This is a genomic window from Arthrobacter sp. W4I7 (genome assembly GCF_030816215.1).
In the GTDB taxonomy this organism is placed as follows: Bacteria; Actinomycetota; Actinomycetes; order Actinomycetales; family Micrococcaceae; genus Arthrobacter; species Arthrobacter siccitolerans_A.
This window is the reverse complement of record NZ_JAUSXU010000001.1, coordinates 1,255,311-1,269,984: the sequence shown is the minus strand read 5'-3', so window position 1 is coordinate 1,269,984 and position 14,674 is coordinate 1,255,311. Positions and strand designations below refer to the sequence as shown.

Here is a 14,674-nt window from a genome sequence, read left to right as displayed (position 1 = left end):
ACCCGTCAGGAAGCACGACCGCGGTTGCCGGACTTACGAAGTCCGGCAACCGCCGTCGTAGTGGCAAATGCCGTACTGGCAAAAGCGGGGGCAATTACTACTTAACGATGCCCTTGTCCTTGAGCCAGGCCGCAGCCGCTTCCTTGGCGCCCTGTTTCTGGCTGCCGCTGACGGCCCGGTTGAGGTTGATCAGGTCCTCTGTGGTGAGGATCCGGGACACGGAGTTGAGGGCTTCCTTTGCCTTGTCCGTCATCTTGGCCTTGTTGTACAGCGGGACGACCTGCTGGGCGATGAAGTTGTTCTTCGGGTCTTCCAGGACCACGAGGTCGTTGTCGGCGATGGACGGCGTGGTGGTATAGATGTCCGCCACCTGCACCTGGTCCTCGAGCAGCGCCTTGAGGGTCACCGGTCCGCCGCCGTCGCTGAAGGGCTCCAGCTTCTTCGGCTCGCAGTTGTAGTTCTTTTTCAGCCCCGGCAGGCCGTAGGCGCGCTCACCGAAGGTGGCCGGTGCGCCCACCACGATCTGGCTGCAGACCTTCGCCAGGTCCTCGATGGACTTCAGCTGGTACTTCTCCGCGGTCGCCTTGGTGACCACCATGGCGTCCTTGTCTTCGGCCTTGGCGGCGTCGAGCACGGCGAGCCCGTCAGGCAGCTTGTCCGGGAGGGCCTTGGCGATCTCGTCCGCCGCGATCTCGGTAGCTCCCTTGTCCACGTGCAGCAGCAGGTTGCCGGTGTAGTCCGGTACCACGTCCACCGAACCGTCCTGGACCGCCTTGAAGTACACCTCGCGGGAACCGATGTTCGGCTTGGTGGTTGCAGTGACGCCGGCGGAACTGAGGGCTCCGGCGTACAGTTCGGCGATGATCTGGCTTTCCGGGAAATCGGCTGAACCAATCACCAGCGAAGTGGTTCCTCCGGACGCGGTGCCGCTGCTGGCGGGGGCATTGCTCAGCGGATTGGACGATCCGCCGCAGGCGGAGAGCACCACGGCCAGGCCAAGCCCGGCGGCCAGGCCGCCGAACGTCCGCCGGCCAAGGCCTCGTAGTTGGCTTTCTTTCATGATTTACCTCCTTGTGCCACAGCCACCGCGGGGACGGGGCCTGTGTGATCGACCCCGGCCTGCTGGCCGCGGTGGGACTGCTTTGAGGGTCCTGGGGTCAGGACCAGCTTCTGGAAAACGGACAGGGCAAGGTCGACGGCGATGGCCAGCACCGCGATGAGCAGCGACCCGCCCAGCATCTGCGGGAAGTCGCTGAGGACGAGCCCGTCGAACAGGTAGCGGCCCAGGCCGCCCAAGTTGATGTAGGCCACCACCGAGACGGTGGCGATCACTTGCAGCACGCCGGTGCGGAAACCGCCGAACATTACGGTCAGCGCGTTGGGCAGCTCGGCCCGGAACAGGACCTGCAGTTCGGTCATTCCCATGGCCCGGGCGGCATCCACCACGTTGCGGTCCACGCTTGAGATCCCCGCGTAGGTGCCTGCCAGGAGGGGCGGCACGGTGAGGATGACCAGGGCCCAGACGGGCGGCATGAGTCCAATTCCGGCCAGCAGGACAAACAGCGTCAGCAGGCCGAGCGTGGGCAGGGCGCGCAGGGCGCCGGCGATGGCAACCACGGCCACCCTGCCCCGGCCCGTATGCCCCACATACAGGCCGGCCGGGATGGCGATGGCGGAAGCAATCAGCATCACGAGGCCGGTGTACTGGAGGTGTTCGGCCAGCCTCGCGGGAAACCCGGTGCTGCCGGCCCAGTTCAGGGGATCGGCCAGCCAGGCGAAGGTATCCGTGAAGACGTTGCTCACGCGTTTCCGCCTCCGGTCTTTGGCTCGGCCAGTCGCAGGGCCGCGTCAGTTGCCTCTCCTGCGACGGCCGTTCCGGGGCGGCTGCCCCGTCCCCCGGCCCGCTCCCACGGGGTGAGGATCCGCTCGAGCAGGACCAGGATGGCGTCCATCAGCAGGGCAAGGACCAGGATGGCCACGATCCCCACCACCACCTCGGTCACAAAGTCCCGCTGCAGTCCGTCGGTAAAGAGCATGCCCAGGTTGCCGACGCCCAGCAGTGCCGCCACGCTGACGAGGGAGATGTTGCTGACCGACACCACCCGGAGTCCGGCGAACATCACGGGCAGGGATAGCGGGAGGTCCACCTGCAGGAACCGGGCCAGGGGTTTGTAGCCCATTGCGGCGGCGGCCTGGCTGACGTCCTTGTCCACCGAGTCGAAGGCGTCGAGGGCAGCGCGGACCAGAAGGGCCACCGCATAAATGGTCAGGGCCACCACCACATTGAGTGGATCAAGGATCCGGGTGCCGAGAATGGTGGGCAGGATGATGAACAGTGCCAGCGAGGGAATGGTGTACAGCAGCGAGGACGCCGTGAGCACCACCGAGCGGAGTACGTGGTGGCGGCGCGCCAGTTGCGCCAGCGGGATGGAGATCGCCAGCCCCAGGACCATGGGCACCAGGGCGAGCGCCAGATGCTGGCCGGCCCGTTCCAGGACCATGCCGCTGTTTGCGAGGAACCAGTCCATCAGAGTGCAGCCTGCCTGACCTGGCGTGCCTCTTCGATGAGGGCCAGGACCTCACCGCCCCTGACGACGCCGAGAACCCTGCCTTCGGAGTCCACGGCAACGCCCAGCCCCGACGGCGAGGACAGGGCCGCGTCCAGCGCGCGCCGCAGGCTCTCGCCGGGCCGGAAGAGTGAGCCGCCGGGGATGATTCCCGTGCCGCTTCCCGGCCCGGTCCAGCCGAGGGGATGCCTCGCGCCATCCACCACAAGCTGCCAGCCTGCGCCTGGTTCGGGCTCAAAGGCGCCGCTGGCTCCCTCGACCACGGTGGGCACCTCGTGCACGGTGACGCCGTCGGACGCTGTGAACCCCAGGTGGCGGAAGCCCCGGTCCCGCCCAACGAAGGAGGCAACAAAATCATTCGCCGGAGCCCGCAGGATCTCCTCGGCGGTGGCGTACTGCGCCAGTTTTCCGCCGGTGGCAAAGACGGCCACCTTGTCGCCCAGGACCGTGGCCTCATCGATGTCGTGGGTGACAAAAACGATGGTCTTGGCCAGGTCCTTCTGCAGCCGCAACAGCTCCTGCTGCAGTTCGTCGCGGACCACCGGGTCCACCGCGCTGAAGGGTTCGTCCATCAGCAGGACGGGCGGATCGGCGGCCAGCGCGCGGGCCACGCCTACACGCTGCTGCTGGCCGCCTGATAGCTGGGAGGGGTAGCGCTTGCCCAGCGCGCTGGCCAGGCCGACGACGTCGAGCAGTTCCTCTGCCCGCTTGCGTGCCGCGGATTTCGGGACTCCGTTCAGCCTGGGCACTGTGGCGATGTTGTCCAGCACCGAGCGGTGCGGCAGGAGGCCGGAGGACTGCATCACGTATCCCATGGAGCGGCGCAGTTCGGCCGCAGGCACAGAGGTGACGTCCTTGCCGCCAACGGTGATGACACCCGAAGTGGGCTCCACCATCCGGTTGATCATGCGCAACGAGGTGGTTTTTCCGCAGCCCGAGGGTCCCACAAACACGGTGATGGAGCCCTTGCCAATGGACATCGTGAGCTGGTCCACGGCCGGCTGCCCGCCCTGGTACTGCTTGGTGACGCTCTGAAACTCGATCATGGCCTGGTCCATGGGGTGGACTTACCTGTTCTCTTGGACGGCTTCGAAAAAGCAACGCAAAATTGTCACAGCACGCTGATAGTTACGGTAACCCAAACCGGACCGGGCAACACCTGCTTCACCCCCGGTTTCCGGCAAAGGAATCCCTACTGTAATCATTCGGCGCCACCGTGCCTCCGGATGGGCCCCTTGCTGTTACGGAACGGCGCCGGGCTGCACAGCAGGCGTACCCCGACGACGCCTACCCGGCCTACAGTGGGGAGGTGACCAACTTGGAAGTATCCCCCCAGCAGGAAGTCTGCCCGCCGGCGAGCCCTGAAGGGAGCTCCGGCCCGTGCCTGCAGTTGTGGCCGGAACGCGAGGTGCCGCTGGGCGGCGTGCGGGCCATGAACGTGCAGCGGACGCTGCCCCAGCGCGGGCTGCCCACCATCGGGGCGTGGTGCTTCCTGGACAGCTTTGGCCCTGACCGTACCGCCATGTCTGTCCTTCCGCACCCGCATATCGGACTCCAGACGGTGACCTGGCCGCTGGCCGGCACCATCCGCCACCGGGACAGCGTGGGCAGCGACGTGGTGGTCCGGCCCGGCGAACTGAACATCATGACGGCCGGGCACGGGGTCTCCCACTCCGAGTTTGCCGTGCTTCCGCCCGATGGCGGCCTGCCGTTGCAGCGCGGCCTCCAGTTGTGGGTGGCCCTGCCGCACAGGCAACGGCACCGGCAGCCGGGGTTCGAGCAGCACCGCGACCTTCCCAAGCTGGCCGGCGACGGCTTTACCGCCACGGTGATGGTGGGGGAACTGGGCGCAGTGGTCTCCCCCGCCACGATGTATTCGCCCATTCTGGGAGCAGATATTACCTGTGAAGGCAACGCCGTGCTCCCCCTGAATGAGCACTTTGAGCATGGCATCCTGGTGCTCGACGGCGGCCTGGCCGTGGACGGGCAGGACATCCCGCCGGGACCGCTGGGCTACCTGGGCATCGGCCGCCGGGAACTGCAGGTTGAGGCGCTGCCGGGCACGCGGTTCCTGCTGATTGGCGGCGAGCCCCTCCAGGAGGAGCTGCTGATGTGGTGGAACTTCGTCGGCCGCACGCACGAGGAAGTGGAGCAGGCCCGGGATGAATGGGAAGCCCAGGCCGCCATGTCCAACGGCAAAGCCGCGGCAGCGCGCTACGGGCTGGTCCCGGGGCACGGTCCTGACGCCGGCGCCGAGGCGGGCCGGATTCCCGCTCCGCCGTTGCCTGCCGTCCGGCTCACCCCGCGCAAGCGGTCCGTCTAAGCTCTCAGGCCTGTTCCGCCAGCAGCTGCAGCACGCCGAAGACGGGTTCCTGCTCCAGGACCCGGACATCGGTCGCCCCGGCCTCTGCCAAGTGCTTGCGGAAAGCGTTTTGCAGGGGCAGCACGTTCATGCCCAGCCCGCCGCCCAGGATTACTGGGCCCGGGATGCCCAGCTGCTGCAGCACCTGGAGTGCGAGCGCGGCAAGGTCCCGGCCGGCTTGCTCCAGCAGCTCCTGGGCTTCCATGTGGCCCCCGGCTGCCGCTTCCACCACATGCCGGGCCTGCTGCGCCCAGAAGCGGCGGCCGGTTTCCGGGGAATGGAACAGCGCAATCAGCCGGTTCGGGTGGTCCACGCCGCAGGACTGCAGCAGGGCGGCAGTGAGCCGGTCCACCGGGAACCCCTGGTTCATCCGCCGCAGGCTGTACCGCACGGCTTCGCGCCCCAGCCAGTAGCCGCTGCCTTCGTCCCCCAGAAGGTAACCCCAGCCGCCCGCCCTGGCCTCGCCGCCGTCGGCATTCCTGCCCCAGGCCGCTGAACCAGTGCCGGCGATCACCGCCACACCGGTGCTGGCATGGCCGGCAGCGAGCAGCAGCCGGGAGTCGTGCACCACCGTGATCTGCGCACCGGGGACGTGCGGTTCAATCAGCGCCGCGAGGGCCGCCGCGTCCTCTTCCGTATCGATGCCCCCGGATCCGGCGTACACGTAGGACACATCGCCGCCGCCTATCCGCGCAAACAGGCTGGCCAGGTTTTGCGCCGCCTCCTCCCGGGTGACGTTCTGCACGTTGGAGCTGCCGGCCGATTCATCCGCCACCGGGATGCCGTCCACGAACCGGATTCCGTGCGTCTTGGTGCCGCCGATATCCAGGCCGATGACCACCCCGCCGGGCGCATTGGGCGGCGGGGTCAGCGGACCGGCGGGCAGGGCATGGGGGTTTTCGGTGTTCGTCACGTCACAAGGTTACTGGCCAGGCGCGGGAGGAGCTTCGTCGCCGTCCGGGCCGGTGCCCGCCAGCCGGGACCGCCGTTGGACCAGCCCGGCCAGCAGTTGCGGCCCCTCGGTGAGAACGAGTTCGCGGAACAGCCGGACGCCAAGGGGTTCCAGGCCGGGATTTCGCTGGCGCCAGCTCAGGCCCACATCGCGGAAGGCCAGGGCCGAGTCAAGGGGCACCTCCACCCAGCCCAGGTTGCCTGTTTCGGTGCTGACGTTCCGTCCGGGAGCGTCCCCGCCCGGAGGCAGGATACTGACTCCGAGTCCGGCCGAAACGAGGCCCCGGACGGTGTGCGTGTCCTGGCTTTCGAATGCGATCCGGGGCCGGTATCCGGCTTCCCGGAACAGAGCATCGGCGAGTGACCGCATCCCGTACCCGGGGCCGAGCGCCACAAACGGGTCGGCACGGATGTCAGCCATCGAGGCCAGCCTGCGCCCGGCGAGCGCGTGAGTGTGATGGACCACCAGGCGCAGGGGCTCCCGGTACAGCAGGGCAGACAACAGGTTCCGGCCTTCGGCGGCTACGGGCGCGGTCAGTGCCAGGTCGGATTCACCGGCCGCAAGCCGGGCCAGGCAGGTGTCGCGTGCTCCCTGGGTCAGTGTGAAGACGGCGCCGGGATGGCGGCTGCGGAATGCGCTGATGAGGAGCGGAAGGGTGGACTCACCGAACGTGTGCTGGAAGGACACCGGGATCCTGCCGCGGACCACGTCCGATTCGCTGCGGACCAGGTCCAGCCCGGCCTGGAATTCCGCCAGCGCCCGCTCGATGTAGGGCAACAGGGAGCGGGCAGCGGGAGTGAGGCGGACTCCCCTGCCCTCCCTCACCAGCAGTTCGGTTCCGACGACGGCGCTCGCCCGCGACAGTGCCCTGCTCACCGTTGACTGGGGTACTCCAAGGACTTCGGCCGTCTCGGTGACGTGCTGTGTCCTGCCCAGCTCGGACAGCAGCGGCAGGAGCGGAAGAAGTTGCACCAGCTGCTTCTGGTCGGGCTCCAATGCGGCCTCCTGGTTGTGGTCGGTCCAACGCCAATTGTTCCGTATTTGCTATGAGTTTTGCATAAAAGATGCATTGGAAGCGTCAGTCCACCCGGGGCTACGCTTGCCGGATGCAGCACAGTGTCCCCCATCCCGGCCCCTTGGCTTCCGACGCCGGCTGGCACGGACATGCGAAAGGCTCCAGGGCGTATGGCCGGATCATCCTCGGCCTCGCCTTTGCCGGGGTGGCCACCTTTGCCCAGCTGTATTCCACCCAGGCTGTCCTGCCGATCCTTGCCGCGGACCTGGAGGTCACCGCTGCCGAGGCCGCCCTCACCATCTCGCTGGCTACCATCGGGCTGGCGGTTACTGTCATCCCCTGGTCCTTCCTGGCGGACCGGATCGGCAGGGTCAAGGCAATGGCCTGGGGCATCACGGTGGCCACCGTCCTGGGCCTGCTGGTTCCCCTGGCCACCAGCTTCCCCCTGCTCCTGGGCCTGCGGCTCCTCGAAGGCATGGCCCTGGGCGGCATCCCGGCCATCGCCATTGCCTACCTGAATGAAGAGGTCACCAAAGCGCACGCCGCGCTCGCCGCGGGAAGCTACGTTGCCGGCACCACGCTGGGCGGGCTTGCCGGACGCCTGGTGGCCGGCCCTGCCGGGGAGCTGTGGGGATGGCGCGCCGCTGCCTTGGCCGTGTCCGTACTCGCCACGCTCGCCGCAGTCGCCTTCCTGGTGCTGGTGCCGCGCGCCCGGGGGTTTACGGCTGCCAAGGCGGGACTGCGCGGCGCCGCCCGCACCCTCGGCGGCCATCTGCGCAATATCCGCCTGCTCGCGCTGTACGTCCAGGCTTTCCTGATGATGGGCGGCTTTGTAGCCGTGTACAACTACCTGGGCTTCCGGCTTTCCGGTCAACCCTTCGGGCTGCCAGCCACCGTGGTCAGCCTCATGTTCCTCGCCTACCTGTCCGGGACCTTCACCTCCCGCTGGGCAGCAGGGCTGACCATGCGTTTCGGGCGCCGGAACGTGCTGCTTGCCGGGCTTGCCCTCTCGACGGCGGGCCTCGCCCTCACGCTCACCGCGTCACTGGCGCTGATCCTGGCCGGGCTGGTGGTTTTCACGGGCGGGTTCTTTGCGGCGCACAGCATCGGTGCGGGGTGGACGGGTGCGATCGCCAGCACCGGCCGGGCCCAGGCGGCCTCACTGTACAACCTTGCCTATTACCTCGGGTCAAGCATTATCGGTTGGGCCGGGGGGCTGCTCTTCCAGTCCTCCGGCTGGAGCGCGCTGGCGGGCGCCGTCATGATCCTTGCCTGCCTCACCGCGGTGACTGTCGCCGTCGTCCATCCCAGGGAAGCAGGACGACCCAAGGGAGCAGGGGCCTGAACGCCGCGCAGGGCGTCTAGGATGAACGCAGGAACGTTGTGAGGAGCCACCGTGAGCACGAATGCCAGGAACATCAGGCCGGGAGTGCATCTGGAGCCCCTTGATGCCATTGATGAGCGCCTGCTGGCGGCCCTGGTGGAGGACGCAAGGATCTCCAACAAACAGCTCGCGGAACTGGTGGGCATAGCGCCCTCTACTGCGCTTATGCGGACCCGGGCCCTCTCGGAGCGGGGCATCGTGCAGGGTTATGAAGCGAAGCTTAATCTGTCCTCCATCGGCAGGTCAGTGCAGGCCCTGGTTGCGGTGCGGCTCCGGGCGCATGACCGGGACCAGATCGACCGTTTCACGGCCCGCGTTCCGCAGCTGCCGGCGGTGCTGTCCACGTTCCATACTTCGGGCTCGGTGGACTACCTGCTGCACATCGCGGTCGCCACCACTGAGGACCTGCGCGACTGGGTTCTGGACAACCTGGCCACAGACCCCGTGGTGGGCCATACGGAAACCACGCTGGTATTCGAGCACATCCAGGGCAACCACGGGCCGCTGCCCGACTAGTCTGGCCCCGGCTGGCCCTGGCTCCGCTGCCCCACTGCATGGCTTCGCACTGCCTGGCGCAGCGTGAGGGCGGCCATGATGAACGCTGCAGCACCGCACAGCACCACGAAGCCTGCCACCGACGGTTCCAGGCCGAAGGCGCCGGCGGCCCAGCCGAGGCCCAGCACCGGCACGGCGCTGCCCAGGTAGGTGATGACGTACAGCGAGCTGATGGTCTGGGCCTGCCGGGCGGGCTCCACCCGGCCGGCCACATCATTAAAAACGGTGCGGAAGGCGAGTCCCTGGCCCAGGCCCGCGGCAAGGCTCGCCGCCACCAGCAGTACGGCACTGTTCCAGGCCCCTGCCGCGCCGAGCAGCAGTACGGAAGCGCCCAGGACCGCGAGGCCGCCCGGCACCACGAAGCGGCCGCGGACAGTGACCAGCTGTGTCAGCGCCGATGCCGCCAGCGTGAGGCAGGCCAGCAGGCCGATCAGGGGGCGGCTCTCCACCGCAAGGATCCGGGCAAAGTAGCCCGGAGCCAGTGAGAGGCAGAAACCGAAGACCGCAAAGCTGAGGAAGCCGACGCCGGACGCGAGCCAGAAGGCGCCCCGCGCCTCCCGCGTGACGGAGGGACGGCGCGGTGCGAGCAGTTGCAGCGGCCTTGGTCCTGCGGGCGGCTGGATGGCGGGGCGGGCCCGCAGCAGGTACAGCGGGACCAGGAGTGCTGCGAGGACTGCCGAATGGACGTAGTAGGGCGCAGAGGTGGCCCCGGGCAGAAGTGACAGCAACCCGCCGACGACGGGGCCCGCGGCCACTCCCCCGGCTGAGGCCAGCAGGGTGAAGCGGGAGGCCCATTCCGGGCGCGCGGGAAGCAACTCGCGCAGGGCCGCGGCGCTGGCGCCGGTGGCGAGGGCAACCGCAGCTCCCTGCAGCGCACGTGCTGCGCACAGCGCGGCCAGGGTCTGTGCTCCGGCGAACAGCCAGCCGCCGGCGAGGCCTGCGACAACAGCCAGGATAAGGGCGGCCCTGCGTCCAATATGGTCCGACCAGTGACCGGCCAGCATCAGCACGGCCACCAGCGCCAGGACGTAGGTGGTGAAGGCGGCGGTCACATCGAGCGGGGACAGCCCCAGCTGCGCCTGCAGCAGCGGATACAGGGGCGTGGCCAGGTTGGCACCCACCAGGAGCGTGAAAATGACGGCGCCGGCCAACACCAGGCGCGCCGTGGTGGACGCGTCCCACCCTGCGGTGGTGGCTGGCGCCGGACGCATACGGAGCTCGCTGAAGACCGTCATGGTGCCGCCTTTGCTGGTGCCGCGGCAGGTGGTCCTTGTGGGAGCCTGGCGCGGATGGATAGTGGATAGCTCTAGGGTGGGGCAAGATTGCCCTATGGGACGGCGATGGCTGCCAGAATTGAGCAGGATCATCAAAATAGAGCTGCGTGAGTGATGGAGAGTGATCATCTGAACAACCTGGACGCCACGGACCTGAAAATCCTCCTGGAACTCATCCGCGACCCGAGAATCCAGATCGGGGAGCTCAGTGATTCCCTCGGCGTTGCCCGGAACACTGCCCAATCGCGCGTCCGGCGCCTGCTCCGGACGGGGGTTCTGCGGTCCGGCGGCCGTGAGGTGGACCTGGAGGCTGTGGGATACGACGTGGTGGCCTTTGTGACCATCGAGGTGTCCCACCGTGAGCTGGACGGCGTGGTGGGCGCCCTGCGGCTGATTCCGCAGGTCCTGGAAGTGCACGAGATTTCGGGGCGCGGGGCGATGTCTGGTGCCGGGTGGTGGCAACCGATACCCATAACCTTCAGGCTGCCCTGCGTCAGGTGCTGAGGATCAAAGGCGTCATCAGGACGGAAACCGTCCTGGCGCTGCACACACATATCCCTTACCGGACAGAGCCGTTGATCAGCGGCCTCGCCAAGGCGTCCGCGGCGGGCCAACACGTTCCCGCCAAGTCCTCACGCGCCGGCGGAGAAGGGGCGGACGGCTAGGATTTCGGGAATGACGATCATCGACAACGCCGTTTATGTCAACGGCGTCCGGCACGCCGAGCCTGACAGCCTGGAACAGACCTTCGAGACGCTGGCGCAGCACGGTGGCATGGCATGGATCGGCCTCTACCGGCCCACCGCCGAGGAGATGGCGGCGGTGGCCACGGAGTTCGGGCTGCACTCCCTGGCCGTGGAGGACGCCATCTCGGCGCACCAGCGACCCAAGCTTGAGCGCTACGAGGACGCCCTGTTTACGGTGCTTCGGCCCGCGCGGTACCTGGACGCGACGGAGACGGTGGAGTTCGGTGAGCTGCATATTTTCACGGGCAAGAACTTCGTGGTCACTGTCCGGCATGCGGAGACGGCGGGGGTGGCACGGGTACGGCAGCGGCTGGAAAGCAGGCCGGATCTGCTGCGGCACGGACCCGAGGCTGTGTTGTATGCCTTGCTTGACCGCGTGGTGGATGACTACGGGCCTGTGGTAGCGGGGCTTGAGAACGACATCGACGAGATTGAAGACCAGCTGTTCAGCGGAGACAGCGCCGTGTCGCGGCGTATCTACGAACTTGCGCGGGAAGTGATCCAGTTCCAGCGTGCCATCCACCCGCTGCCGGACATGATGCACCAGCTCAAGCGCGGGTTCGAAAAATACGATGTGGAAACCGACCTCCGGCACAGCCTGCGCGATGTGGAGGACCATGTGGAGCGGGTCATCTCCCGGGCCGACTCCTTCCGGGACCTGCTCCAGAACGCCCTCACACTGGATGGCACCCTCACCGCCAACCGGCAGAACGAGGCCAGCGCCAAACAGAACGAACAGGTGAAGAAGATTTCCTCCTGGGCTGCCATCTTCTTCGCGCCATCCTTCGTGGCCGGTGTCTACGGGATGAACTTTGACCACATGCCCGAACTCCACTGGGACCTGGGCTACCCGCTGGCGATCGTTTTGATGGCGGCCACGGCCGCGGCCATGTATGCAGTCTTCAAGAAGAAGGGCTGGCTGTAGAGGCGGTGTGGGGAAAGTACTTTGTGGAGCTAGACGAGTAACTCGGAGGGCGTAGTGTCGAACCACCTGCCCTCATCCCACGAGTACTACGGCCGATTCGGCCAGGTAACTATGCAGTACCCGCTCGGAGCGGTCCGTTCTCGTCGACACTGCTGATCGGATCCGCGTGCCGAAGCACGACCAGCCACGTTCCGTCCTCCCTGCGGAAGACCGTCGTCACCCGAAGAACGAAGGGAGTTGATATCGATCTGCCCGAAACCTTGGCTTTCCAGTGTTCTAGTTCGTGGAGGACGGCCATATCGTCCGACACCAGACGGAACAGGCTGTCATACGAGCTGCACTCCCCGTCACGGAAGCGCGCTACTGCGAAATCCAAACGAGCTTCGGCATGGGCCCAACCTTGGACGGCAGGGCCGAACGGGTTTGCCAGGACGACGTCGTCCCGGTGCGAATACAACCGTTTGATGTCACGGGCGTCGCCCTTGGCGAAGGCGTCCAACGCGTCGTGATACTGCGCAAGGACAGCGTCGAAGTCCATAAGATGCCTCCTGAGGTGCTTAAAGGGACCCCTTCTTAATTTTAGGCCTTCGAGCATCGATGAGTGAGACCTGCAGGTCACCCGGCACGTTGTTTTCGACCGCAGACGCACTGCCCGAATGTTGACCGGCACGGTTTACACCTTGACCAGTGCCGATCCCGGATCTAGCTTTACATTCTTGACCCAGCAGATCCCGGAACGACTTGAAGGAGCTTCCCGAATGCCACTCGTCACCATCCTCCACAGGTTCGCCGACTACGATGCCTTCCGCAGGGTGTACGATTCTGCGGACGGGCTGCGGCAGTCCGGTGGAGTGACAGATCATTCAGTACATCGGATGGCCGACGACCCCAGCAACGTCCTGGTGCTCCACTACTTCGATTCACTCGAAACAGCCCGCGCCTTCGTGAACCACCCGGGGCTCAGAGATGCCATGCAGCAAGCCGGCATGCAGGGCGAGCCGCGGTTCGAGTTCTACGAATAGGGAAGAGCCGTCAAGCTGAAGGGCTGGCTGTAGAGGCGCTGGGCGGGAAGAAATTTTGTGGAGCTAAGGGGATTCGAACCCCTGACCTCTTCGATGCGAACGAAGCGCTCTACCAACTGAGCTATAACCCCGGAACGAGCCGCCCTGCAGCTGCTGTGCGGCACCGGTGACCCTAGGCTACAAATTTTCCGCGCTCAATGCCAACTGGCATGCAAAAGGCGGCCGGAATACCCGGCCGCCTCAGCAAAGGGTCACGCGCGGCGGCGCTGCAGGACGTCGTCGAGATTGCTGAGCGCGCTCTGCGCCTTGGTGAGCTGCTGGGCTTCGGCGCCCGGTGCGGCGGGGACGACGGCGGCGCCCTGCTTCAGGGACGGCTTGCCTGTGGCCTTGGGCGCCTCGGGCAACTCAAGGGGCTCCGGTGCCGGACGTTCAGCCTTTGCCGCCGCGACATAAACCGGCTTGGGCACCTCCACGGGCTCCCAGGTGGTGCCCGGCTCGGTCTTAACAGCACTGGTGTCACCGGCTGCCACCGCCACGGCCAATGCTGCCTCACGGAGTTCCGTTGCCGTCAGCGGCTTGATCTTCGGCCGGTTAGCTTCGGCATCAAAAAGGGGGCTTTCGGCACGCGCGGGCGCAGCCTCAGGCTTCGGCGGCATCTGGGCCGTTGCGGGCCTCGCGGCCGGCGCGGCCATCGCGGAACGGAATGCAGCGTTTACCTTGGCCTTGCGGTCACGGATGGCGAGCCTGCGGAGCAGGACCACGGACGCCACGGCCATGGCGGCGCAGGCAAACGGAAGCACGGGGCTGCCCAGCCCGAAAGCCAGCAGCAGGGCAGAGACGAACGCGGTCAGCAGGGAAAGCAGTCCCGCCAGGGCAATCGCCGTGCGGCCGTACCGGATTTTGAAATGGCCCGTGGTGGCGGTGCTGCCTGTTGCCGTAGCGGATCCGGTGCTCTTCCTGGTGTCCATGGCTTTCTCCTGCTGGGCGGCGAGCTTCAAGACCAGCCCCGCTCGCGGGTCCGGCACATCCTCGGCAGATGTGTCTGCCAGGAAATCGCCGACGGCCTGGAACTGGTGCCGGCGGTTCCGGAGGACGTAGGGGGCAACCCATACAATCCAGAGCACAACGGCAACCACAAGGATCACGGAGCTGCTAAGGGGGAAGTCCACACTCAAAACCGTATGAGCAACACGACGGCTGCAGCCGCATTCACCACGGTGTGTCGTGGCGCGGCTGGCAAATCATTGGATTTATGACGCGCGGGTAGCCAGCCACCGGTTCAGCAGCCCCTCCGGAACCTCCTCGGAGGTCAGTGCAAACGAGCGGTGGTCAGCCCACTCGCCGTTAATGTGCAGATAGCGCGGCCGGTATCCCTCATCCCGGAAGCCCAGCTTTTCCACCACCCGCAGGCTGGGCCCGTTTTCGGGCCGGATGTTGATTTCCATCCGGTGCAGTCCCAAGGTGCGGAAGCAGTGGTCCGTCACCAGCGCCACGGCGGTGGGCGCTATCCCCTGCCCGGCCCGGGCCCGGTCAACCCAGTAGCCCAGCGTGGCCATCATGGCCGAGCCCCAGACAATCGACGAAACGGTCAGTTGGCCGACAATCACCGGATTCCGGGCCGCCGGGACACGTTCGGTAATCACAAAAGGAAGCGCGGTGGCCTGGGCGGCCTGGGCGTTGAGGGAACGGACCATTTGGCGGTAGTCGGGCAGCCCTCCGCCCGGATCCGGGTTCGAGGCCTCCCACGGCGCCAGCCATTCACTGTTGCGGGCCCGTACTTCCGTCCATTCTTTTTTGTCCCGGTACCGGATGGGCCTCAGGACCAGGTCGCCGCACTCCAGGGTGACGGGCCAGATAGGGCCGGGGCGCACG

The 14,674-nt window shown here is 66.7% G+C and carries 15 protein-coding genes, 1 tRNA gene and 1 pseudogene; 6 read left to right on the top strand and 11 right to left on the bottom strand.

The annotated features are described in order from the left end of the window. Positions 1–97 precede the first annotated feature (97 nt). The 4 genes from QF047_RS05885 to QF047_RS05870 are packed head-to-tail and all read right to left on the bottom strand — an operon-like array spanning position 98 to position 3,625. On the bottom strand, positions 98–1,060 hold the full coding sequence (locus QF047_RS05885; RefSeq protein WP_306634649.1) for an ABC transporter substrate-binding protein: 963 nt from the start codon (positions 1,058–1,060) through the stop codon (positions 98–100). Then, positions 1,057–1,803 carry an ABC transporter permease gene (locus QF047_RS05880; protein ID WP_307274812.1) on the bottom strand — a complete coding sequence of 249 codons (747 nt, stop codon included), beginning with the start codon at positions 1,801–1,803 and terminating at the stop codon, positions 1,057–1,059. The genes QF047_RS05885 and QF047_RS05880 overlap by 4 nt, the downstream gene beginning before the upstream one ends. Beyond that, the gene (locus QF047_RS05875; protein WP_307274810.1) at positions 1,800–2,528 is read right to left on the bottom strand and encodes an ABC transporter permease; all 729 of its coding nucleotides are present in this window, start codon (positions 2,526–2,528) and stop codon (positions 1,800–1,802) included. The genes QF047_RS05880 and QF047_RS05875 overlap by 4 nt, the downstream gene beginning before the upstream one ends. Continuing rightward, positions 2,528–3,625 carry an ABC transporter ATP-binding protein gene (locus QF047_RS05870; RefSeq protein WP_307274808.1) on the bottom strand — a complete coding sequence of 366 codons (1,098 nt, stop codon included), beginning with the start codon at positions 3,623–3,625 and terminating at the stop codon, positions 2,528–2,530. The genes QF047_RS05875 and QF047_RS05870 overlap by 1 nt, the downstream gene beginning before the upstream one ends. A gap of 251 nt (positions 3,626–3,876) precedes the next feature. Between QF047_RS05870 and QF047_RS05865 the strand changes: the two genes are divergently transcribed. After that, complete coding sequence (locus QF047_RS05865) at positions 3,877–4,890, top strand: pirin family protein (protein WP_307274806.1); 1,014 nt, start codon at positions 3,877–3,879, stop codon at positions 4,888–4,890. Positions 4,891–4,894: 4 nt separating this feature from the next. Here the strand turns inward: QF047_RS05865 and QF047_RS05860 are convergent, their stop codons facing one another. Together QF047_RS05860 and QF047_RS05855 are read right to left on the bottom strand one after the other, a co-directional pair. Continuing rightward, positions 4,895–5,842, bottom strand: coding sequence for an N-acetylglucosamine kinase (locus tag QF047_RS05860; protein WP_373427747.1), 948 nt, complete (start codon positions 5,840–5,842; stop codon positions 4,895–4,897). 9 nt (positions 5,843–5,851) lie between these two features. Then, positions 5,852–6,877, bottom strand: coding sequence for a LysR family transcriptional regulator (locus QF047_RS05855; protein WP_307274804.1), 1,026 nt, complete (start codon positions 6,875–6,877; stop codon positions 5,852–5,854). 110 nt (positions 6,878–6,987) lie between these two features. Between QF047_RS05855 and QF047_RS05850 the strand changes: the two genes are divergently transcribed. Further along, a complete protein-coding gene (locus QF047_RS05850; RefSeq protein ID WP_307274802.1) occupies positions 6,988–8,241 on the top strand; it encodes an MFS transporter in 1,254 nt (417 codons plus the stop codon). 51 nt (positions 8,242–8,292) lie between these two features. Continuing rightward, complete coding sequence (locus tag QF047_RS05845) at positions 8,293–8,796, top strand: Lrp/AsnC family transcriptional regulator (protein WP_307274800.1); 504 nt, start codon at positions 8,293–8,295, stop codon at positions 8,794–8,796. On the opposite strand, the gene QF047_RS05840 is transcribed toward QF047_RS05845, so the two are convergent. Further along, positions 8,793–10,070, bottom strand: coding sequence for an MFS transporter (locus tag QF047_RS05840; protein ID WP_307274799.1), 1,278 nt, complete (start codon positions 10,068–10,070; stop codon positions 8,793–8,795). The two genes, QF047_RS05845 and QF047_RS05840, sit on opposite strands and share 4 nt — an antisense overlap. A 168-nt stretch (positions 10,071–10,238) precedes the next feature. Here QF047_RS05840 and QF047_RS05835 point away from each other — a divergent pair. Together QF047_RS05835 and corA are read left to right on the top strand one after the other, a co-directional pair. Beyond that, positions 10,239–10,774: pseudogene (locus QF047_RS05835) on the top strand (Lrp/AsnC family transcriptional regulator). A 10-nt stretch (positions 10,775–10,784) separates the two neighbouring features. Next, entirely contained in the window at positions 10,785–11,780 is a 996-nt protein-coding gene (gene corA / locus QF047_RS05830; RefSeq protein ID WP_306634668.1) for a magnesium/cobalt transporter CorA, read from the top strand. A 109-nt stretch (positions 11,781–11,889) separates the two neighbouring features. On the opposite strand, the gene QF047_RS05825 is transcribed toward corA, so the two are convergent. Next, the gene (locus tag QF047_RS05825; RefSeq protein ID WP_307274797.1) at positions 11,890–12,318 is read right to left on the bottom strand and encodes a nuclear transport factor 2 family protein; all 429 of its coding nucleotides are present in this window, start codon (positions 12,316–12,318) and stop codon (positions 11,890–11,892) included. A gap of 220 nt (positions 12,319–12,538) precedes the next feature. On the opposite strand from QF047_RS05825, the gene QF047_RS05820 reads away from it, so the two are divergent. After that, a complete protein-coding gene (locus QF047_RS05820) occupies positions 12,539–12,802 on the top strand; it encodes an antibiotic biosynthesis monooxygenase (RefSeq protein WP_307274795.1) in 264 nt (87 codons plus the stop codon). Between the two features lie 58 nt (positions 12,803–12,860). Here QF047_RS05820 and QF047_RS05815 read toward each other — a convergent pair. The 3 genes from QF047_RS05815 to QF047_RS05805 all read right to left on the bottom strand — a co-directional run bounded on the left by QF047_RS05815 (position 12,861) and on the right by QF047_RS05805 (position 14,673). Continuing rightward, positions 12,861–12,933, bottom strand: a tRNA-Ala gene (locus QF047_RS05815). A 120-nt stretch (positions 12,934–13,053) separates the two neighbouring features. After that, on the bottom strand, positions 13,054–13,971 hold the full coding sequence (locus tag QF047_RS05810; protein ID WP_307274794.1) for a hypothetical protein: 918 nt from the start codon (positions 13,969–13,971) through the stop codon (positions 13,054–13,056). A gap of 81 nt (positions 13,972–14,052) precedes the next feature. Beyond that, positions 14,053–14,673, bottom strand: coding sequence for a GNAT family N-acetyltransferase (locus QF047_RS05805; protein ID WP_307274792.1), 621 nt, complete (start codon positions 14,671–14,673; stop codon positions 14,053–14,055). Between the last annotated feature and the right edge of the window lies 1 nt (position 14,674).